Source organism: Streptomyces sp. NBC_01525 (assembly GCF_045040405.1).
Taxonomy (GTDB): domain Bacteria; phylum Actinomycetota; class Actinomycetes; order Streptomycetales; family Streptomycetaceae; genus Streptomyces; species Streptomyces benahoarensis.
In genome coordinates this window covers 4678613-4700220 of the sequence record NZ_CP109397.1, presented here as the reverse complement: position 1 = coordinate 4700220, position 21608 = coordinate 4678613, and the positions used below count along the sequence as shown (strand labels likewise).

Here is a 21608-nt window from a genome sequence, read left to right as displayed (position 1 = left end):
CGGAGACGGCCCGGTCGTCCACAGCCCGTCGCATTCGTATGACCGCGCGGCGCGGGCCTGTGGACAACTCGGGGGGTGTTCCGGCCGTCGGCGCATGCTGTGTTCACACACCGCGGAGGACCGCGGAAGGACCGGTGAACGGGGGCGGATGCGATGCGTCCGATGATCAAACCGGCGCTGCGGCGCGGTTGGCTGGACAGGGCGACGGTGCGGTACGGCGTGGCACCGGCGCACGCGGTGGTGGTGGGTCCCGTCGACATCGCGACGGGCTACTTCCTCGACATGATCGACGGCACCCGCACCATGGACGAGCTGATCGCCCAGGCCCATGCGCTGGACCTGTCGCCCGCCCGTGCGCGGGGTGTGGTGGAGCGGCTGGGCGCCGCGGGGCTGCTGGAGGTGGCGTCCGGGGGCGGTCCCGGGGCCGACGCGGTCCGGGCGGACGGCGCGGCCTGTGCCCGGCTCCGGCCGGACCTGGCGTCGCTGTCGGTGCGGTATCCGGAGGCCACCGGCGCGTGGGGACGTATAGGGGCGCGACGGGCGGTCCGCGCGCGGGTGCGGGGCGCGGGCCGGGTGGGGGCGGCCGTCGCCGCGTTGCTGTCCGCGTCGGGCATCGGCCGGGTGGAGGTGCTGGACGGCGGGAAGGTCGAGCCGTGGGACGTACTGCCCGGCGGGTATCGCGCGGATCAGGTCGGTGAGCGGCGGGACGTGGCCGCGCGGCGGCTGGTGCGGGAGGCATCGCCGTGGGGACGTGTCCCGCGTCCGGTGGTCCCGGTGAGCGAGTCGGGCGAGCCGGGTCTGTCCCTGGTAATCCTCACCCCGCGGGATGACCTGGGGGCGTACACCCCCGATCCGCTGCTGTCCGAGCCGCTGTTGACGGCCGGTATCCCGCATCTGTACGCGGGCGTGATGGAGGGGACGGGTGTGGTGGGGCCGCTGGTGGTGCCGGGCCTCTCCGCGTGCGCCGGCTGCGATGAGCTGCGGCGTACGGAGGCGGAACCGGCGTGGCCGAGGCTGCTGGCACAGTGGCGGTCGGGCCGGGGATCCCCCGCGGTCCCGGCGTGTGATGCGTCGCTGGCGACGACGGTCGCGGGACAGGCGGCGGCGCAGGCGTTGACGTTCCTCGACGGGACGTTGCCGCCGTGCACGGGCGCCCGGCTGGAGTTCGCGCTGCCGGGTGCGGGCATACGCACCTCATCGATCGTGCCGCACCCGGAGTGCGGGTGTGGTGCCGCGCGGTCGGCGGCGTCCGACGGCGCCTCGGATCCGGAGCGGCGGCACGCCACAATGACGGAGTAACCCCGCTTGGGGGCAGTGTGAGTTGGAGGGGCGCATGTCTGATCTTCCCCGCAAGGCGGTCACCCGCACCGCCAAGCTGGCCGCGCTGCCCCTGGGGTTCGCCGGTCGCGCCACCTGGGGCCTGGGCAAGCGGATCGGCGGCAGGTCGGCCGAGATCGTCGGCCGCGAACTGCAGCAACGCACCGCCGAACAGCTCTTCAAGGTATTGGGTGAGTTGAAGGGCGGGGCGATGAAATTCGGGCAGGCGCTGTCCGTCTTCGAGTCGGCGCTGCCGGAGGAGGTGGCCGGCCCCTACCGCGCGGCGCTGACCAAGCTTCAGGAGGCGGCACCGCCGATGCCGACGAGCACCGTGCACACGGTCCTCGCCGAACGGCTGGGCGAGGAGTGGCGGGAGCTGTTCCAGGAGTTCGCGGACAGGCCGTCGGCCGCCGCGTCGATCGGCCAGGTACACCGGGCGGTGTGGCACGACGGCCGTCCCGTCGCGGTGAAGGTGCAGTACCCGGGCGCCGGTGAGGCACTGCTGTCGGACCTCACCCAACTGAGCCGCTTCGCCCGCCTGCTGGGCCCGCTGATCCCCGGCATGGACGTCAAACCGCTGATCACCGAGTTGCGGAACCGGGTGGCGGAGGAGCTGGACTACGCGCTGGAGGCCGAGGCGCAGCGGGCACACGCCGCGGAGTTCGACGGCGACGGGGACGTCCGGGTCCCCGCCGTGGTGCACCAGAGCGATCAGATCCTGGTCACCGAGTGGCTGGACGGCATACCGCTGGCGGAGGTCATCGCCGACGGCACCCCGGAGCAGCGGAACCGCGCGGGGCAGTTGCTGGCCCGGTTCCTGTTCTCCGGCCCGGCACGTACGGGACTGCTGCACGCCGACCCGCATCCGGGCAACTTCCGGCTGCTGGCCGACGACGGGCCGGTGAGCGCCTGGCAACTCGGCGTCCTGGACTTCGGGACGGTGGACCGGCTGCCCGAGGGCCTTCCGCCGACGATCGGCACCGCGCTGCGGATGACGCTGGATGGGCAGGCCGAGGCGGTCTACCAGCAGCTGTGCGACGAAGGGTTCGTGAAGGAGTCCATCGAGCTGGACCCGGAGGCGGTACTGGAGTACCTGCTGCCGATCATCGAACCGGCGCAGGCCGAGGAGTTCACCTTCACCCGGGATTGGATGCGGCGTCAGGCCACCCGCATCGGCGACCCCCGCTCCCCCGCCCACCAGCTGGGCAAGCAGCTCAACCTCCCCCCGGCCTACCTGCTGATACACCGGGTGACGCTGAGCACCATCGGAGTCCTGTGCCAACTGGGGGCGGAGGTCCGGCTACGCGACGAACTCATCGACTGGCTACCGGGCTTCGTCCCCCTGGACGAGCCCGCCGACGAGGAGGAGACGACGGAGCTGGAAGGCCGCGTGGCGGCGGAGGAACCCACCGGCTGACACCGGGGCGCCGCGGCACCACCGCACGGTGGAGGTCACCAGTCGACGGAGTCCAGGCGCCCTTCGATGGCACGGAGGTTCTCCCGCGCACAGCCGTCGCAGAAGTAGCGGCGGACGCCGTTCTCCACCGAGCAGGTCCACAGCGGCGGGCTTCCCTCGGCGACGGCGCCGCAGCGGGCGCAGGAGGCGCCGGGGGCAGCGCCGTCCCGGCTGCCCGGGCTCGTGCCCGGGCCGTCCCCGGCTTCGATATCGGTCTCGGCCGTCGGCTGCTGCGCCGTGCCGTGCGTCGTGCGGTCCACCGTACGACGATATCCCCGCAGGCCCCGCCACGACGGAGACACGCGCCCGGGGCCCGCCCAGCCGGACGGGCCCCGGGCCCACAACACACGGAGCGTGCCCGCCGCATCGCCTCCGCCGTGGCCAACCGGCCAGGGACTCCGCGGACACGCCCTCGTGATTCTGCTACCGCGTCACTGCGTCACGGCCATGGCCAGGGCGCGGCGGGCGCGGAGCGACGCGCGTTCCGCACGCCGCTGCATACGCCGCGCGGCGGCGAGCCGGTGGCCCCTGTGTTCGGACTCGGCTTGTTGCAGGCGTTCGTGCACATGGGCACGCGCCAGGGCTTCTGGGATGAGTTGCATCTCGAGGTTCCTGTTCTGACGCGACTCGATCGCACCGGAGTTCACGGGTGCGGGCATTTCGGTGACGGTGGGGTTCATCGCTGGGTCCTGCTTCCGGGGGTCCCGCGTACCGGGACGGTCGATCGTTCCTGTGCCGCGGGTGTTCATGCCGCGACCGGGTTCTTGCGCGGACGGCCCCGCGGTCGCTTCCGCGCCACGACGACACCCTGGACGAACAGCTCACCGCCCCAGACACCCCACGGCTCACGGCGGTCCTTGGCACCCGCCAGACACGCCTCGCGTACGGGGCAGGTACGGCACAGCGACTTGGCGTACTCGACGTCCGCCGGGGACTCGGCGAAGAAGACCTCGGGGTCGTAGGTCCGGCACGGCACGGCGGCGCCGAGACGGTCGATTTCGTTGTCCAGCTCGGTGAGGGGCAGCAAGGAGTTCTCCTGGGGATCGGGCGGAGGGATCAGGTCGGTCGCTACGGACGGGGTGTGCGTCTGCAGTTGCACGGTGTGTGTTCCTCGTCTGTGTGGCCCGGCGGTGGCCGGGCGCTGGGCAAACAAAAGGGCCGCGGATCCCGGTGGGGGTTCCGCGGCCCTGGAAGGCGCCGACCTGATCATGCCGATCAGGCTGGATCTCTCCAGGGTTCAAGGCCGCGGTAGGCCCACGTTTCATGCTGGCGGTACTGCTGCTGGGATCCGGCACCATTGGCTGCCGCGGAGACAAAGGCATTCGCCACTGCCGCCACTGCCGCTACCGCAGGTGCCTGCGCCGGTCGCGCACTGCGCTCCTCCGCCACGAGGGACAGGAGGGCCTCGGGACGCTTGACCTCGACACCGGAGAGGCGACCGAAGTCGGACATACCGGTACCCAGGAGCGAGGAGCCGAGAGAGCAGGTGGCGACGACCGAACGATCGGTCATTTTGTTCATCTCGATGAAGCTGATCATTGGGCTCGCCTCCTCTCGGCGTCTCGGTGGACCGGGAATCCCGTTCCAAACATGTTCAAGTACAACACGGATACTTCCGGACCCGGAAGCCCGTCATCACCGTGCTTCCGAAGGCTATGGGGATGCCGTCCGCGCGCGCAAACTATTTTTCCGACGAGTTTTCCGCGGCTACCCCACCGCCCTCGTCGCCGCCTTCCCCAAGGCCCTCCACCACACCGTCGCCGAGCTCCTCACCTGCGCAGAGCGCCAGCACGTCCGCCCCGAAACGGTCCAGCTTCCGCCGTCCCACACCGGAGATCTGCGCCAGCTCCCCCGCCGACCCCGGCACCGCCTCCGCGATCGCCATCAACGTCTTGTCGGTGAACACGCAAAATGTCGGTTGCGACAGTCGCTCCGCCTGCTCCGCCCGCCAGTCACGCAGCCGCTCGTACAGCCCCTCGTCCAGCTCCGACGGGCAGCCCTCGCACCGCATCAGCTTCATCTCGCCCGCGTCCGTCAGCGTCCGCCCGCACACCCGGCACCGGGCCGGCTTACGGTCCCGGCGCCGGAAACCACCGGACACCCCGCCCGCGCCGCGCTCCACACCGCCCACGGCCGCACCCCCAGCGCGGCGCGGCGCGCCACCGCCGCCGGGCCGCAGACCGTTCAGGAACCGGCTGGGACGACGCGACGCCCGGCCCCCCGGCGAACGCGCCAGCGACCACGACAGCGCCAGATGCTCCCGCGCCCGTGTCACCCCCACATACAGCAGCCGCCGCTCCTCCTCGATCTCCGCGTCGGACGTCGCATGCGAGATCGGCATCATGCCGTCGGTCAGCCCCACCAGGAACACCGCGTCCCACTCCAGGCCCTTCGCGGCATGCAGCGACGCCAACGTCACGCCCTCGACCGTCGGCGCGTGCTGCGCCCGCGCCCGCTCGTCCAGCTCCGCCACCAGATCCGCCAACGACGCCTCCGGGCGCGCCCGCGCGAAATCCTCCGCCAGCCGCATCAACGCCGCCAACGACTCCCACCGGTCCCGCACTGCGCCCGAACCCGCCGGTGGCTGCCCCGTCCAGCCCTTCGTGCTCAGCACCGCCCGCACCTGCGACGGCATATCCACCGCATCGTCCAGCAGCGCGTCATTCCCCCCGAAGCGCGCGGCGCTGCGCAACGCCACGCCCGCCTCCCGCACCTCCGGTCGCTCGAAGAACCGCTCCGCGCCCCGCAGCAGATACGGCACGCCCGCATCCGCCAGCGCCTGCTCGTACACCTCGGACTGCGCGTTGATGCGGAACAACACCGCTATCTCACCCGCCGACACCCCCGACGCGATCAGCTCCCGGACCCGCCGGGCCACGCCCTCCGCCTCCGCCGGCTCATCGGTGTACTCGACGAACACCGGCTCCGGGCCCGGCGCACGCTGCGACACCAGCTCCAGACGCTGCTCCGCCGCCCGCCCGCTCGCCTGCGCCAGCACACCGTTCGCGAGATGCACCACCTGCGGCGTCGAACGGTAATCCCGCACCAGCTTCACCACCGTCGCCCCCGGATGACGCGTCCGGAAATTCAGCAGATGATCGGGGGTCGCGCCGGTGAAGCTGTAGATCGTCTGCCCCGGGTCGCCCACCACGCACAGCGAGTCCCGCTCCCCCAGCCACAGCTCCAAAAGGCGCTGCTGCAACGGGCTGACGTCCTGGTACTCGTCGACGACGAAATGCTGATACTGCGCCCTGACCTGCTCCGCGATGTCATGCCGGTCCTGCAGCACCCCCACCGTCAGCAGCAGCACGTCCTCGAAATCGATGACGCCGCGCTCCCGCTTCAGCTGCTCGTACATCGTGTAGATCTGCCCGACCTCGGCCGCATCACGAGGCGCCGCGCGGCCCGCCTTCACCAGCGCCGCCGGATAATCCGCCGGAACCGTCTGCGTCACCTTCGACCACTCGATCTCCCCCGTCACCTCCCGCAGCTCCGCGCGGTCCAACCGCACCCGGCACCGCGCCGCCGCCTCCGCGACCACCTGCACCTTCCGCTCCAGCAGCCGCGGGACCTCCCCGCCCACCGCCTTCGGCCAGAAGAACTGCAACTGCCGCAACGCCGCCGAATGGAACGTCCGCGCCTGCACCCCACCCACGCCGAGCTGCCGCAACCGGCCCCGCATCTCCCCCGCCGCCCGCGCCGTGAACGTCACCGCCAGCACACTCGCCGGCTGCACCACCCCCAACCGCACGCCGTACGCGATCCGATGCGTGATCGCCCGGGTCTTGCCCGTGCCCGCACCCGCCAGCACACACACCGGACCACGCAGCGCCGTCGCCACCTCGCGCTGCTCCGGGTCGAGCCCGTCGAGCACCGCATCGGCCGAATCCGGGACCTGCGGGAAAAGAGAGGAATCCGATGCTGCAGTCACCCCGCCATGCTGCCAGGTCCGTCACCGAACCCCCCAAAACTGTCCACAGGGGACCCGGCACCGGTAATACCGCAAGAGCCCGCTGTGGACAGCCGACGACGCTCCGAGCCGAAATCTGCTGGAGTGGGGGTACTACAGCAGCCGGACGCTTGGAGCCAGAGCGGCCAGACGCTGCCGGACGGGCGCAGAGGCTGCTGGGATGGATCACGGGGGCGGTGGAGGAGGGGTGGGGTGGGGGCGGGGCCCCCGGGGCGGGGGGGGGAGGGGGGCGGGGAGGCCCCCCGGGAATGCTCCAGCCCCCCGCTGCGTTCTTCCATGGCGTCGCCACTCCGACCGGCCCCTGAGGCCCCGGTCGGAAACGGCTCGGGCTACTGGCCCGGGCCGGTACGGCGGCTTCTGTTCGAGAGTCTTACCGAAGGAGCGCGGGACGCATGGCGGGCACTGTGACGATGTACAGCACGACCTGGTGCGGTTACTGCCGTCGGCTGAAGGGCCAGATGGACCGCGAGGGCATCGCGTACACCGAGATCAACATCGAGCATGACGCCGACTCCGCGGCGTTCGTGGAGAAGGCGAACGGCGGCAACCAGACGGTGCCGACCGTGCTGGTGGTTCCCCCGTCCGGCGGCGAGAACATCGTCATGACGAACCCGAGCCTCAATCAGGTCAAGCAGGCGCTGGCCGTCTGAGGCACCGTGCGCCGTCCGTGCCCTCTCCGGAGTTCTCCGGGGAGGGCACGGTCGTGTCCGGGCGCCCGTCCACGGAAACGACCGTACGGAGGAGAACACGCGCGGAGGCAGGCACGGACACCACAGCGGCGCTCCTCCACCTCAGCCGGGAAAGCGCCGCCGTGCATCGGCCCGTCAGGGCTTGGGCAGCGGTTTGCCGTACCAGGATTCGATGAGGCGGGCGGCGATAGAGATGCCGTACGGGGGCAGGACCTCGCCGGATTCGAAGGCGGCGCGGAGGTCGTCGCGGGAGAACCAGCGGGCCTCCTCGATCTCCTCGCCGTCGACGTGTATGTCGGACGAGGTGGCGCGGGCCATGAAGCCGAGCATCAGGCTGGAGGGGAAGGGCCAGGGCTGGCTGGCGACGTATTCGACGTCGCCGACGACCACTCCGGCCTCCTCGAAGACCTCGCGGGCCACGGACTGCTCGATGGATTCGCCCGGTTCGACGAACCCGGCGAGGGTGGAGAAGCGGCCTTCGGGCCAGTGGACCTGGCGGCCGAGGAGGGCACGGTCCTGGTCGTCGGTGACGAGCATGATGACGGCGGGGTCGGTGCGGGGGTAGTGCTCGGCGCCGCAGGCGGGGCAGCGGCGGATGTGCCCGGCGGCGGCGATGACGGTGCGTTCGCCGCAGCGGGAGCAGAAGCGGTGGAGGCGCTGCCAGTTCTCCAGGGCGACGGCGTGGACGAGGAGTCCGGCGTCGCGCGGGGAGAGGAGCAGACCGGCTTCGCGGAGTCCGGCGGCGCGGGCGGACTGGTCGAGGCGGCCGGGTAGGGCGTCCTTCTGGAGGGCGAAGTAGCTGATGCCGTCGTCGTCGGTGCCGAGGTAGTAGCGGTGGGCCTCGGTCAGGGGCGCCTCGAAGGAGGGTGTCGTGATGAGTTCGGTGCGGCCGTCGGGGGTGTCGTCGATGAGGGCCTGACCGCCGGAGACCACGAAGACGCGCGTGGAGGGGTGGCTCCAGGCCGCCGCGAGCCATGCCTCATCGAGGCGGTGGTGTGCGGAGCGGTCGATGCCGCTCGGTGCGCTGAAGGTGATCGGCCGGTCTGCGCGGTGGTCGGTCCAGGTGGTCACTGCTGTCTCCAACTCCCCCTGTGGCGTGGGTGGTTGCTGCGTGTGGGGCGGTGGGCGGTCCGGCGGGTCAGGTGGTGTGCCAGTTCTCCGCGAGGTCGCCCCAGAGGTGTGCGGTGGTTTCGGCGCCCTTCAGGAGGAGGTCGAGTTCGACCTTTTCGTTGGGGGCGTGCCAGCCGTCGGAGGGGATGGAGATGCCGAGGAAGAGGACGGGTACGCCGAGGACGTCCTGGAGGTCGGCGGCGGGTCCGGAGCCGCCTTCGCGGGTGAAGCGGATCTTCTTGCCGAACGCGCGGCCCATGGCGCGGACGACGGACTGGAGCGCGGGGTGGTCGAGGGGGGTGAGGCAGGGGCGGGTGGCGCCCCAGAAGGTGAGGGTGTGGCGGATGCCGTCGGGGAGGTTCGCGGCGATCCAGTCGCGTACGGCCTGCTGGACGGCGTCGGTGTCCTGGCCCGCGACGAGGCGGAAGGAGAGCTTCAGCTGGGCGGTGGCCGGGACGATGGTTTTGCCGCCGGGGCCCTGGTAGCCGGCGGAGATGCCGTTGACCTCGGCGGTGGGGCGGGCCCAGATGCGTTCCAGGGTGGTGTGGCCGGCTTCGCCGAGGGTGGCGTGGGAGTGGGCGGTGCTCAGCCAGGCGGCTTCGTCGAAGGGGAGCTCGGCGAAGAGGGCGCGTTCCTGGTCGGTGAGGGGGGTGACGCCGTCGTAGAAGCCGGGGATGGTGACGCGGCGGTCGGCGTCATGGAGGGCGGCGGCGAGGCGGGCGGCTTCGGTGGCGGGGTTGGGGACGGCGCCGCCGAAGGAGCCGGAGTGGATGTCCTGGTCGGGGCCGTGGAGGTCGATCTGGCAGTCGGTGAGGCCGCGCATGCCGGTGCAGACGGTGGGGGTGTCCTTGGACCACATGCCGGTGTCGGAGACGATCACGGCGTCGCAGGCCAGGCGGTCGGCGTGGCGGGCGATGAGGTCGGGGAAGTGCGGGGAGCCGGATTCCTCTTCTCCTTCGATGAGGAGTTTGAGGTGGACGGCGGGGGTGGTGCGGCCGGTGGCGGCGAGGTGGGCGCGGACGCCGAGGGTGTGGAAGAAGACCTGGCCCTTGTCGTCGGCGGCGCCGCGGGCGTAGAGCTTGCCGTCGGCGGTGTGCGGTGCGAAGGGGTCGGTGTGCCAGCCGTCGTCGCGGGTGGCGGGCTGGACGTCGTGGTGGCCGTAGACGAGGACGGTGGGGGCGTCGGGGTCGTCGCTGGGCCAGTGGGCGTAGACGGCGGGGTGGCCGTCGGTCTCCCAGATCTCGGCGGTGGGGAAGCCGGTGGCGGTGAGCTTGGCGGCGAGCCATTCGGCACTGCGGCGCACGTCGGGGGTGTGGCCGGGGTCGGCCGACACGGAGGGGATGCGCAGCCAGTCGGCGAGGTCGGCGAGGAAGGTCTCGCGGTGGGCCGTGAGGTACGCGTGGACGGCGCTGTCCGGGGTGGTGCTCATGGGTCCGAGCCTATCGGCCTTCCGGGTGAGGGCGGTCGGCGGTCTCGCCGCGGAGGATGCGTTCGAGTTCGGGGCGTCCGGGGAGGTGGGCGGGGCGGATGAGGGTGCCGGTGCGGACGTGGAGGAAGGCGGCGTCGACGGCGGTGGGGGGCAGGTGGTGGCGTTCGGCCCAGGCGAGGCGGTAGAGGGCGAGTTGGAGGGGGTCGGCGTCCTGGGTGTGGCCGGTTTTCCAGTCGATGATCTCGAAGTGGTCGCCGCCGTCGGGGCCGGGGTGGGTGTAGACGGCGTCGATGCGGCCGCTGATGACGCGTCCGGCGAGGGTCATACGGAACGGGGCTTCGACGCGGTACGGGGCGCGGTGGGCGTAGGGGGTGCGGGCGAAGGCTTCCTTGAGGGCTTCGAGGTCGCTTTCGTCGGCGATGTCGGGGTGGGCGTCGGGGTCGGCGCCGGGGAGGTCGTCGGGGTCGTGGAGGGGGAGGGTGAGGTCTTCGTGGCGGGAGGCGACCCAGGCGTGGAAGCGGGTGCCGCGGCGGGCGGCGGGCTGCGGCGGGCGGGGCATGGGGCGGGCGAGTTCGCGGGCGAAGGCGTCGGGGTCGGCGGCGAGGCGCATCAGCTGGGTGGCGCTGAGGGCGTGCGGGAGGGGCACGTCGCGGACGGTGGCGCGGGCGCGGCGGAGTTCGGCGGTGAGGGCGTCGAGGTCACGGTCCCAGGAGGCGAGGGTACGGCGGTCTTCGGGGAGGAGGGGGGTGTCGTGGCCGGCGGGGGCGTGGCTGGTGCCGTCGTGATCGGTGCCGCTGTGGCCTGCGGTGTCGTCGTGGCCGGTGGGGGCGGCGTGCGGGGCGTCGGCTGCGGGGTGGCGGGGCCCGGGGACGGCGGGGTGCTGCGGGGTACGGGCCGGGAGGGGGTCCGCCTCGCCCGCGAAGAGGTCGGTGTCGTCGGCGTCGGGGCGGGCTGAGGTGTGGGCAGGGCCATCCGCCGGGCCGTGGCCGGGTCCGTCCTCGCCATCGGGGCGGACGGACGTGGTTTCGTACGGCTCGGTGTCGCCGTACGCATCGGTGTCGCCATACGGGGCGGGCTCCTCGTACGGATCGGGTACGTCGAACGGGTCGGGGTCGCCGTAGGGATCGGGTGCGTCGAACGGGTCGGGCTCATCGTGGGGGCCCGGCTCGTCGTAGGGCGTCGCAGCGTGGGCGGGGCCACTGTCGCACTGCGGGTCCGTGGCCTGACCGCCGGGAGCGGCGGGCCCCTCCGGCAGGCGGGAGAGGTGGGCCCGCACCGTGGCCGCGGCTGTGCGGCGGTGGGTGGTGGCGGTGGGGTCGAGGGGCAGGGGCCAGTCGTGGGTGGTGGCTTCTGCGGTGAGGGTGGGGTTCTCGGCGCCGTCCTCGGGGGCGTCGGTCCAGGTCTCGATCTCGCCGTGGCCGGCCTCGCAGTGGGTGCGGAGGGCTTCGAGGAAGGCGGACGGGCCGCGGGGGCGCTTCTGCTGGGGGCCCCACCAGTGGCCGGAGCCGAGGAGGAGGGAGCGGGGGCGGGTGAAGGTGACGTAGCCGAGGCGGAGTTCCTCGGTGGACTGGTGGTCCTTCATCGCCTCCTTGAACGCCTTGAGGCCGCGGGCGTCGAAGGTGCCGACGTCGGGGAGGGTGGCGGCGTCGCCGCGCAGGGTGTGCGGGAGGACCTTGGGGCGGGTGGTCCAGGAGTCGCGGGGCTGTTCGCTGGGGAACTGCTTGGCGACGAGGCCGGGGACGGCGACGACGTCCCATTCGAGGCCCTTGGACTTGTGGGCGGTGAGGATCTTGATGGTGTTGTCGCCGCCGGGCAGGGAACTGTCGAGGCCCTTTTCGTGGCGGGCGGCGGTGCGGAGGAAGCCGAGGAAGGCGGCGAGGGTGGCGTCGCCGTCGAGGGCGGCGCCACCCTGTTTGGCGGCGAACCCGGCGGCGGTGTCGAGGAAGGTGGTGAGGGTTTCGCGGCGGCGGGCGGCGAGGGCGTGCGGGGAGGCGGCCAGTTCGATGTCGAGGCCGGTGGTGGAGAGGACGCGGTGGAGGACGTCCATGAGGGGGTCGCCGACGCAGCGGCGCAGGTCGCGGAGTTCGGTGGCGAGGTAGGCGAAGCGGACGCGGGCCTCGGGTGAGAAGGGGAGGCCGTCGTCGGGGCCGTCGCCTTCGAGGAAGGTGTCGAGGGCGTCGGCGAGGGAGAGCGTTTCGGCCGGGTCGGTGCCTTCGACGGCTTCGGCGAGGCGGCGGGCGGGGTCGTCGGCGGGGCCGGTGTGGTGGACGAGGGTGCGGGCGCGGCGGCCGAGGAGGGCGAGGTCGCGGGGGCCGATGCGCCAGCGGGGGCCGATGAGGAGGCGGACGAGGGCGGCGTTGGCGGTGGGGTCCTGGAGGACCTCGCAGACGGCGACGAGGTCGGCGATCTCGGGGAGGTGGAGGAGTCCGGAAAGGCCGACGACCTCGACGGGGAGGTCGCGGTCGACCAGTTCGCCCTGGATGCGGGCGAAGTCGGTGGCGGTGCGGCACAGGATGGCGATCTCGCCGGGTGGGGTGCCGGTGCGCACGAGGTGGGCGAGGTGGTCGGCGAGCCAGGTCAGCTCTTCGGCGTGGGTGGGCAGGAGGGCGCAGCGGACGGTGCCCTCGTGTTCGGCGCCGGGGGCGGGGCGGAGGGCTTCGACGCCGGTGTGGCGGGCGCGGAGGGGGGCGGCGAGGGTGTTGGCGAGGTCGAGGAGGCGGCCGCCGCTGCGGCGGTTCTCGCTGAGGGCGTAGCGGCGGGCGGGGGTGCCGTCGGGGAACGGGAAGTGTGCGGGGAAGTCGTCGAGGTTGGCGACGGAGGCGCCGCGCCAGCCGTAGATGGCCTGGCAGGGGTCGCCGACGGCGGTGACGGCGTGGCCGGTGCCGCATCCCCCGTCCGGGCCGGATCCGGCGCCGAAGAGGCCGGAGAGGAGGAGGCGCTGGGCGACGGAGGTGTCCTGGTACTCGTCGAGGAGGACGACGCGGAAGGCGTCGCGGAGGAGGGCGCCGACGTCGGGGCGGGTGGTGGCGAGGGTGGCGGAGAGGGCGATCTGGTCGCCGAAGTCGAGGAGGTCGCGGCGGCGTTTGGCGTCGCGGTAGGCGGTGACGAGGGTGGTCAGTTCACGGCGGGCGCGGGCGGTTTCGGGGACTTTCCGCAGGTCGGCGTTTGTCAGCGGGCGGTCTTCGAGGGTGGTGAGCAGCTCGGTGTCGTACGCCTGGAGGCGGGCGGGGGGGACGAGGTGTTCGGCGAGCTCGGCGTCGAGGGCGAGGAGGTCGTCGACGAGGGTGGGGAGAGAGGTGGTGAGGGCGGGGAACGGGCCTTGGGCGGCGCGCAGGACGCGGGCGGCGAGCTGGAAGCGGGTGGCGTCGGCGAGGAGGTGGGCGCCGGGCTCGATGCCGATGCGCAGGCCGTGGTCCTTGAGGAGGGTGCCGGCGAAGGCGTGGTAGGTGGAGATGCGGGGTTCGCCGGGGTGGGCGTCGGGGGTGGTGGGGTCGTCGGCGGGGGTGGTGACTCCGGCGGCGTGCAGGGCGGTGCGGACGCGGTCGGCGAGTTCGCCTGCGGCTTTGTTGGTGAAGGTGAGGCCGAGGACCTGTTCGGGGGCGACCTGGCCGGTGCCGACGAGCCAGACGACGCGGGCGGCCATGACGGTGGTCTTGCCGGATCCGGCTCCGGCCACGATGACCTGCGGGGCGGGCGGCGCGGTGATGCAGGCCGTCTGCTCCGGGGTGAAGGGGATGCCGAGGAGTTCTTTGAGCTGCTCGGGGTCGGTCAGTGGCGCGGGCACATCGAAAACGGTAACGGGCGGGACTGACATTTCCCGTCCCGGCGGGCGTCGCGCAGGGCGCGATAGCGGCTCTCACCTGCGGATACGTCAATCCGGGGCGGGTGGGGTACCCGTAAGGCCCGGGTTCCGAGGGCGCCGGGCCCCGAAGTGCCGGACGTCGGGAGCCGCAGGTGCCGACACCGAACGCACCTGAACGCACCCGACCGCCCCGGGCCGTCACTCGATGATCTGGCGCCCCTCCGGCTGCGCGCTACAGGAGGCGCGGAAGGCGCAGTGGGTGCAGTGGGTCCCGGTGGTCGGCGTGAACCGTTCGTCGAGAACGCGCCCCGCCGCTTCAGCGAGGAGGCCGCCGATCCAGGTGTCGTCCGGGGGGGGCTGGGTCTGGACGGCGGGCAGGGCGTCGCCGCCCTCCTTGCGGGGGGCGCCGAGGCGGAGGTGGACCAGCTGGGCACCGGCGGTGTCGGGGGTCCGCCCGTCGAAGGCGTCGTCGAGGGCGCCCTGGCGGACAGCGAGCTGGTAGACGGCGAGCTGGGGGTGGTGTTCCACGTCGGGCCCGGTGGGCTTCTGCTTGCCGGTCTTGAAGTCGACGACGTAGGCGCGGCCCTGGTCGTCGCGCTGGACGCGGTCCATGGTGCCGCGGATGCGGATCTGGTGCGGCCCCGCGTCGAGGGTGACGTCGAAGTCGTGCTCGGAGGCGGCGGTGGTGCTGCCGCGGATGTCGCGTTCGTCGGTGTGCCAGCGCAGGAAGCGTTCCAGGGCGTCGCGGGCATTCTCCTTCTCCTGGCGGGATTTCCAGGGGGCGTCGAAGGCGAGGGCGTCCCAGACGGAGTCGAGGCGTGCCATGAGGACGGCAAGGTCGGCGGGGGTGCGGCCGGAGGCGACCTCGTCGGCGAGGACGTGGACGACGTTGCCGAAGCCCTGGGCGGCGGTGGCGGGGGCGTCGGCCTTGACCTCGCGGCCGAGGAACCACTGGAGGGAGCAGGTGCGGGCGAGCTGGTCGAGGGCGCTGCCGGAGAGGACGACGGGGTGGTCGCGGTCGCGGAGGGGGGTGGTGTTGTGGGTGGGTTCGGCCAGGCCCCACCAGTGGTCGGGGTGGGCGGCGGGGACGAGGGGGCGGCCGTCGTCGTCGCGGAGGGCGGCGAGGCGGGCGAGGCGGTGGGCGGCGGCGTCGCGGAGGGCGGGGGTGGCGGCGGGGTCGACGGTGGTGGCGCGGAGTTCGGCGACGAGGGCGGCGACGGCCAGGGGGCGCCGGGGGCGGGCGGTGACGTCCTGGGGGGTGACGCCGAGTTCGGTCAGGAAGCGGGAGGGCTGGTCGCCGTCGTCGGCGGCGGCTTTCACGGCGGTGACGACGAGGCGGTCGCGGGCGCGGGTGGCGGCGACGTAGAAGAGGCGGCGCTCCTCGGCGAGGAGGGCGCCGGGGGTGAGGGGTTCGGCGAGGCCGTCGCGGCCGATGCGGTCGGCTTCGAGGAGGGAGCCGCGGCGGCGCAGGTCGGGCCAGAGCCCTTCCTGGACCCCGGCGACGACGACGAGGCGCCATTCGAGGCCCTTGGCGCGGTGGGCGGTCATCAGGCGTACGGCGTCGTGGGTGGGGACGCGGCGGGTGAGGGTGTCGGCGGCGATGTCCTGGGCGTCGAGCTCTTCGAGGAAGTTGAGGGCGCCGCGGCCGCCGGTGCGTTCCTCGGCGCGGGCGGCGGTTTCGAAGAGGGCGACGACGGCGTCGAGGTCGCGGTCGGCGTTGCGCCCGGCGGCGGCGCCGCGGTGGGCGGCGCGTTCCAGGCGCTGCGGCCAGGGGGTGCCGTTCCACAGTTCCCAGAGGGCGGCTTCGGCGGTGCCGCCGGTGGCGAGGAGGTCCTCGGCGGTCCGCAGGAGGAGGCCCAGGCGCTGGGCGCCGCGGGCGTAGGCGGGGTCGTGGGCGATGAGGCGTTCGGGTGCGGCGAGCGCCCGGGCGAGCAGTTCGTCGGAGGGCCGGGGCAGCGCGGTGCCCGCGGCCCGCTCCTCCTCCCGCAGGGCCCGCCCCAGCCGCCGCAGGTCGGCGGCGTCCATCCCGCCGAGCGGCGAGGTGAGCAGGTCGAGGGCGGTCTCGGGGGTGAGGTGGGCGGGGGCGACGGATGTCGCGGGGGCGGGGTCGGCCACCGGGGCGCCGGGTACGGCGGCGCCCCCCGGGCCGTCCGGTACGGGCGCGGGCACGGGCTCGGCCCCCGGGCCGTCCGGTACGGGCGCGCCCCCAGCCCCATCCGCAGCACCCCCGCCACGCCCCAATGCCGCCCGCGCAGCCACCCGCAACGCCGTGAGCAGCGGCGCCACCGCGGGCTCATCGCGAAGGGGAAGATCGTCGCCATCGATGTCGAGCGGCACCCCCGCCGACGTGAGCGCCCGGCGGACACCGGGCAGGGAGCGGGCCCCGGCGCGGACGAGGACCGCCATCTCGTGCCAGGGCACGCCGTCCTCCAGGTGGGCGCGGCGCAGGAGGTCGGCGATGTTGTCGAGTTCGGCGCCGGGCGTCGGGTAGGTGAGGACGTCGATGCGGCCGCCGTTGCGGACGGCGGCCGCATCGCGGTGGGCGTGGACGGTGGCGGCGGGCAGCCGGGTGAGCGGCATCCGGCGGGCCAGTTGGCGGGTGGCGGCCAGGAGGGCGGCGCGGGGGCGGCGGGCGGTGGTGAGCACCGCGACGGGTGCGGGGGTGCCGTCGCCGCGGGGGAAGGCGGTGGGGAAGTCGAGGATGCCGTTCACGTCGGAGCCGCGGAAGGCGTAGATCGACTGGTCGGGGTCGCCGAAGGCGAGGAGGGTGCGGCCGGGGGTGCCGGGTGCGCCGCGGGTGGTGCCGGGCCCGGCGAGGGCCCGCAGCAGGCGGAGTTGGGCGGGGTCGGTGTCCTGGTACTCGTCGACGTAAACGGCGTCGTAGGCGGCGGTGAGGCGGGCGGCGGCGCCGGTGGCCGCGTCCTCGGCGAGGAGGACGGCGCGGTGGACGAGTTCGGCGTAGTCGAGGACGCCCTGGGCGTCGAGGACGTCGAGGTATTCGGCGAGGAAGGCGGCGGCGGCACCCCAGTCGGGGCGGCCGGTGCGGCGGGCGAAGGCGGCGAGGGCGTCGGGGCCCAGGCCCAGTTCGCGGCTGCGGGCGAGGACGGCGCGGACCTCGTCGGCGAAGCCGCGGGTGGTCAGGCAGGCGCGGAGTTCGTCGGGCCAGGTGACGCGGGCGCGTCCGGCGGCGGCCAGGTCGGCCTGTCCGGCGAGGAGTTCGCGGACGACGAGGTCCTGTTCGGGGCCGGAGAGCAGCCGGAGCGGGTCGGCGAAGAGGTCGGCGTCCTGGTGGGCGCGGACCAGGGCGTAGCAGAAGGAGTGGAAGGTGGTGGCCTGCGGGAGGGCGGTGGTGCCGAGGCGGGCGGCGAGGCGGTCGCGGAGGGCGACGGCGGCCTTGCGGCTGAAGGTGAGGACGAGGATCCGCTCGGGGTCGGTGCCGCGGCGTACGCGGGCGGCGACGGACTCGACGAGGGTGGTGGTCTTGCCGGTGCCGGGCCCGGCGAGGACGAGGAGCGGTCCGTCGCGGTGCTGAACCACCGCGCGCTGCGCCGCGTCCAAGGCAGGAGGCTCCATGGGCCCCACGTCGGTCCGCACCAGGCGGTACGGGCCGGGGGCGTCCCGCCGCGACGCGCGGGGGCGCGGGCGTCGCGGTGTGTCGGAGAAGGAGGAGCTCACGTGGATCGCCGGTTCTGGTGGAGGTACGGGTCGTGACGGGGCGGACGGTGCGGGGCCACGGTGGGCGGGGCGCCGTCCTGCCGTCGGCGTCCGGCCGGTCCGGGCCGTCCGGGTCGGCGTTGGACCTCGACGCTACGCCAGGTGGCGGGCGGGGCGGCGGCCGTCCACAGGGCGTCCCGGGGCGGCGGGGGCGCGTGGGCTCAGGAACGCGCCGTCCCGCCGCGGCCACGGCGCCGGGCCCGCGCGGCCGGGCCGTCGGGGGCCGCGCTGCCGCCGTCGCGGCTGCGACCTGCGGCGCGTTCCTCGGCCGGGGTGCCGTCGCCGCCTCCGGGGGCGGCGGGTCCCGTGGGGACGGCGCCCTCCGGGAGGCCCGGGAGGTGGGTGAGGTCGACGACGTGGCGGGCGCCGGGGCCGGTGTCGGAAACCTCACAGTCGTCGGCGGGATCGAGGGGGCCGTCCCAGCGGGCGCGGCGCATGTCGAGGCGGGTGGCGGAGCCGTCGGCGGCGGTGCGCAGCGGGGTGCCTTCGGCGCGGTAGTGGGCGAGGGCGCGGTGTTCGCTGCCGGGCAGCGGGGCGCCGTCCGCGCGGACCACGCGCCACCAGGGGACCGCGCCGCCATAGAGGGCCATGGCGCGGCCGACCTGGCGGGGGCCGCCGGAGCCGCGGCCGTCGCGGTCCTCGGCGGCGAGGCGGGCAGCGATGTCACCGTAGGTCAGGACGTGGCCGGGCGGGATCCGTTCGGCGACGCCGAGGACGCGTTCGGCGTAGTCGGGCAGCTCGGGTGCGGGCCGGGCGCCCTCCGGGGGCGGGCCGTCGCCCCGGGAGGGGTCAGGTGCGGTGCCGTCGCGGTGGCCACTCATTCGGTCCATCCTGCCGTACCCCACCGACAACGGCGCGGGGCGCGAGGCCGGGGCCGTGCGCGGCGCGCGCGGGGGCCCGGGATGCGGGAGGCTCGAAGCGGGTGCCGTGGCGGGCGCCGGGCCGGTAGCGGGGGCCCGGCTTCCGCTTCCCGCGCCCTCGAAAAGCACCCTGATCCCCCCGCCCCCCGCACGGCCGTGCCACCATCTTGCGGGCGGTGACTGGTGAGACGTGAGCGAAAAGCGACGTCCGGACGGCAGGGCGCGGCGCCTCCTCGGGAGGCCGGCGCCCGTGACGTCCGGCAGCCCGGAGCCGCCGCCACCGTCCCGGGAGGCACCGCGCGCAGGCGCCGGGCCGACCGTCCGGCGGTGGATCAGGGGAAGCAGCAACGGAGGCCGTCCGCGGTCTCCGCGACCGAAAAGGCGAGCACGATCGAGAAGGCCGAACGACCCGGGGCGTCCGAGAGACCCGACGGGCCCGCACCTCACGCGGGCGACGACGCGCAGCGGACGCCGCAGGGGCACGAGCAGGGAGCCGGACCGCAGCCGGACGTGGAGCATGCGGGGCCCGAGCGGCCCGCGGGCGCCGTGGCCGCGGGGTCCGGCGAGGGCGGTGACGTGCCCCGGACCGGTTCGCACCTGGCGACGTGTGACAGCGCGGGGTGCGCGGGCGGTGCGGAGCACGCGGACCGGGTGTCCGGTGACGAGCCGCTGCTGCCGGCGCGGGTGCACCGCCCGGCCGACCTGCTGCGGCTGCTGCTCGGTATCGCGGGGATCGCGCTGGTCCTGGCGCTGGCGGCGTTCGCGCACGCCACGACGCAGGGGCTGGCCGACGACATCGGCAAGGGTGCGGGCCAGGCCCCGCGGCTGCTGATCAACTTCGCGGGGCTGGCGTCGAGCGTGGCGGTGCTGATCGTTCCGGTGGCGTTCGCCGTCGAGCGGCTGATCAAACGGGACGGGCTGCGCATTGCCGACGGGGTGCTGGCCGCGGTGCTGGCGCACGGGGTGTCGCTGGCGACGGACCTGTGGGTCGCGGAGGCGGCGCCCGCCTCGATCCGGGCGGCGCTGACGCAGCGGATGCACGACGGGTCGCTGACCACGCCGGTGCACAGCTATCTCGCGCCGGTCATCGCGTACATGACGGCGGTGGGCATGTCGCGGCGCCCGCGGTGGCGGGTCGCGATGTGGTGCGTGCTGCTGCTGGACGCGTTCGCGGTGCTGGTCGGCCGGTACACCACACCGTTCGCGATCGTCACGACGGTGCTGATCGGCTGGACGGTGGCGTACGGGACGCTGTACGCCGTCGGCACCCCCAATGTGCGGCCCACCGGGCAGCATCTGCTGGCGGGGCTGCGGCGGGTGGGGTTCCGTCCGGTGAGCGCGCTGCGCTCCGAGGACGTCGCCAATCCGGACCGCCCCGAGCACGCCGATCGCGGGCGCCGCTATCTGGTGACGCGGGAGGACGGTCCGCCCATCGATGTGACGGTCGTCGACCGCGAACAGCAGGCGCAGGGCTTCTTCTACCGGGTGTGGCGGCGCCTGTCGCTGCGCGGTATCAACCAGCGCCGCAGTCTCCAGTCGCTGCGGCAGGCACTGGAGCAGGAGGCGCTGCTGGCGTACGCCGCGATCGCCGCGGGTGCCCGTGCGCCGAAGCTGATCGCCACGTCGGAGCTGGGTCCGGACGCGGTGATGCTGGTCTACGAGCACATCGGCGGGCGGCGGCTGGACGCGCTGGACGACGAGGAGATCACCGACGCGGTGATGCGCAGCACGTGGGAGCAGGTCGCGGCGTTGCAGTCGCGGCGGATCGCGCACCGGCGGCTGGTCGGTGACGCGCTGCTGGTGGATCGTTCCGGCAAGGTGACGCTGACGGAGCTGCGCGGCGGGGAGATCGCCGCCGGTGACCTGGTGCTGCGGATGGATGTCGCGCAGCTGCTGACGACGCTGGGCCTGCGGGTCGGTGCGGAGCGGGCGGTGGCGACAGCGGTGGAGGTGCTGGGCCCGGACGCGGTCGCGGACAGTCTGCCGCTGCTCCAGCCGATCGCGCTGAGCCGGGCGACGCGGGCGACGCTGCGGCAGCGGGCCCGGGAGCGGTCGGCGCGGGAGCGGGAGGCGGTGCTGGCGGCGTCGCGGTCCGCGAAGGAGGCGCGCGAGGAGCTGGCGGCGTCCGAGCCCGCGGACCGCAAGCGGCTGCGGGCGATGCGGGCGCAGGCGAAGGCGGCGGAGAAGCGGGCGCTGGACGAGGCGTCGGAGGAGGCGCGCGAGGAGGATCTGCTGGCGCAGATCCGGCGGCAGGTGCTGCTGATCCGTCCGACGGCGGTGATCGAACCGGCGAAGCTGGAGCGGCTGAGCCCGCGGATCCTGATCAGCTGGATCGCCGGTGCGTTCGCCGCGTATCTGCTGCTGTCGCAGCTGATGTCGCAGGTCGCCCACTTCAACCTGCTCGATGTGATCAGCGAGGCCCAGTGGGTCTGGGTGCTGGTGGCGATGGTGTTCTCCGGGACGACGTACATCGCGGCGGCGATGAGCCTGCTGGGGTTCGTCACGGAGAAGGTGTCGTTCGTCCGGACGGTGATCGCGCAGATCGCGGGGAACTTCGTGAAGCTGGTGGCGCCCGCCGCGATCGGCGGCGTCGCGCTGAACACGCGGTTCCTGCAACGGGCGGGGGTGCGGCCGGGGCTGGCGGTGGCGAGCGTCGGCGCCTCGCAGTTGTTCGGGCTGGGCGCGCACGTCCTGCTGCTGCTGACGTTCGGGTATCTGACGGGGACGGAGAGCGGCGACGATCAGCTGTCGCCGTCCCGTACGGTCATCGCCGGGCTGCTGACGGTGGCGGTGCTGGTGCTGGTGGTGACGGCGGTGCCGGTGCTGCGGAAGTTCGTGGTGACGCGGGTGCGGTCGCTGTTCGCCGGGGTGGTGCCGCGGATGCTGGACATCCTGCAGCGGCCCGGGAAGCTGGTGACCGGCATCGGCGGGATGCTGCTGCTGACGGCGGCGAACGTGATGTGCCTGGACGCGTCCGTGCGTGCCTTCGGGGGCGGCGATCAGCTCAGTTACGCGAGCATCGCGGTGGCGTTCCTCGCCGGGAACGCGCTGGGCTCGGCGGCGCCGACGCCGGGCGGTGTGGGCGCGGTCGAGGGCGCGTTGATCACGGCGCTGACGCTGGCGGGACTCGGCGGCGACGTCGCGTTCCCGGCGGTGCTGCTGTTCCGGCTGATGACGTTCTGGCTGCCGGTGCTGCCGGGCTGGCTGGCGTTCACGCACCTGACGCGCAAGGGCGAGATCTGAGGAACGGCCGGGTCCGGC

Annotated in this window: 14 protein-coding genes; 4 read left to right on the top strand and 10 right to left on the bottom strand. The window is 73.9% G+C overall.

Going from position 1 to position 21608, the window contains the following annotated elements:
* Positions 1-162 precede the first annotated feature (162 nt).
* The gene (locus tag OG422_RS21150; protein WP_143943840.1) at positions 163-1299 is read left to right on the top strand and encodes a ThiF family adenylyltransferase; all 1137 of its coding nucleotides are present in this window, start codon (positions 163-165) and stop codon (positions 1297-1299) included.
* 34 nt (positions 1300-1333) lie between these two features.
* The gene (locus tag OG422_RS21145; protein ID WP_405744375.1) at positions 1334-2734 is read left to right on the top strand and encodes an ABC1 kinase family protein; all 1401 of its coding nucleotides are present in this window, start codon (positions 1334-1336) and stop codon (positions 2732-2734) included.
* A gap of 35 nt (positions 2735-2769) precedes the next feature.
* On the opposite strand, the gene OG422_RS21140 is transcribed toward OG422_RS21145, so the two are convergent.
* The 5 genes from OG422_RS21140 to OG422_RS21120 form a co-directional block, all read right to left on the bottom strand.
* Positions 2770-2982 (bottom strand): hypothetical protein, encoded by a 213-nt coding sequence (locus tag OG422_RS21140; RefSeq protein ID WP_405747936.1) that lies wholly within the window; start codon positions 2980-2982, stop codon positions 2770-2772.
* A 222-nt stretch (positions 2983-3204) separates the two neighbouring features.
* Complete coding sequence (locus tag OG422_RS21135; RefSeq protein WP_405744372.1) at positions 3205-3522, bottom strand: hypothetical protein; 318 nt, start codon at positions 3520-3522, stop codon at positions 3205-3207.
* Positions 3519-3872 carry a WhiB family transcriptional regulator gene (locus tag OG422_RS21130; RefSeq protein ID WP_030280963.1) on the bottom strand — a complete coding sequence of 118 codons (354 nt, stop codon included), beginning with the start codon at positions 3870-3872 and terminating at the stop codon, positions 3519-3521. The genes OG422_RS21135 and OG422_RS21130 overlap by 4 nt, the downstream gene beginning before the upstream one ends.
* A gap of 116 nt (positions 3873-3988) precedes the next feature.
* Positions 3989-4312: a hypothetical protein gene (locus OG422_RS21125; RefSeq protein ID WP_143943843.1), complete on the bottom strand. Its 324-nt coding sequence runs from the start codon at positions 4310-4312 to the stop codon at positions 3989-3991.
* 142 nt (positions 4313-4454) lie between these two features.
* Complete coding sequence (locus tag OG422_RS21120; protein WP_405744369.1) at positions 4455-6704, bottom strand: ATP-dependent DNA helicase UvrD2; 2250 nt, start codon at positions 6702-6704, stop codon at positions 4455-4457.
* A gap of 431 nt (positions 6705-7135) precedes the next feature.
* Between OG422_RS21120 and OG422_RS21115 the strand changes: the two genes are divergently transcribed.
* Positions 7136-7393: a glutaredoxin domain-containing protein gene (locus OG422_RS21115; protein WP_143944853.1), complete on the top strand. Its 258-nt coding sequence runs from the start codon at positions 7136-7138 to the stop codon at positions 7391-7393.
* 174 nt (positions 7394-7567) lie between these two features.
* Here OG422_RS21115 and nudC read toward each other — a convergent pair whose 3' ends face one another.
* The 5 genes from nudC to OG422_RS21090 form a co-directional block, all read right to left on the bottom strand.
* The gene (gene nudC, locus OG422_RS21110; RefSeq protein ID WP_143944854.1) at positions 7568-8503 is read right to left on the bottom strand and encodes an NAD(+) diphosphatase; all 936 of its coding nucleotides are present in this window, start codon (positions 8501-8503) and stop codon (positions 7568-7570) included.
* A gap of 67 nt (positions 8504-8570) precedes the next feature.
* Positions 8571-9971, bottom strand: a complete 1401-nt coding sequence (locus OG422_RS21105) for a dipeptidase (protein ID WP_405744365.1) — start codon at positions 9969-9971, stop codon at positions 8571-8573.
* A gap of 10 nt (positions 9972-9981) precedes the next feature.
* Positions 9982-13785 (bottom strand): UvrD-helicase domain-containing protein, encoded by a 3804-nt coding sequence (locus OG422_RS21100; protein ID WP_405744362.1) that lies wholly within the window; start codon positions 13783-13785, stop codon positions 9982-9984.
* A 186-nt stretch (positions 13786-13971) separates the two neighbouring features.
* Positions 13972-17346, bottom strand: a complete 3375-nt coding sequence (locus OG422_RS21095) for an ATP-dependent helicase (protein ID WP_405744359.1) — start codon at positions 17344-17346, stop codon at positions 13972-13974.
* Positions 17347-17648: 302 nt separating this feature from the next.
* On the bottom strand, positions 17649-18308 hold the full coding sequence (locus OG422_RS21090) for an MGMT family protein (RefSeq protein ID WP_405744356.1): 660 nt from the start codon (positions 18306-18308) through the stop codon (positions 17649-17651).
* Positions 18309-18674: 366 nt separating this feature from the next.
* On the opposite strand from OG422_RS21090, the gene OG422_RS21085 reads away from it, so the two are divergent.
* Entirely contained in the window at positions 18675-21590 is a 2916-nt protein-coding gene (locus OG422_RS21085; RefSeq protein WP_405744353.1) for a lysylphosphatidylglycerol synthase domain-containing protein, read from the top strand.
* Positions 21591-21608 lie beyond the last annotated feature (18 nt).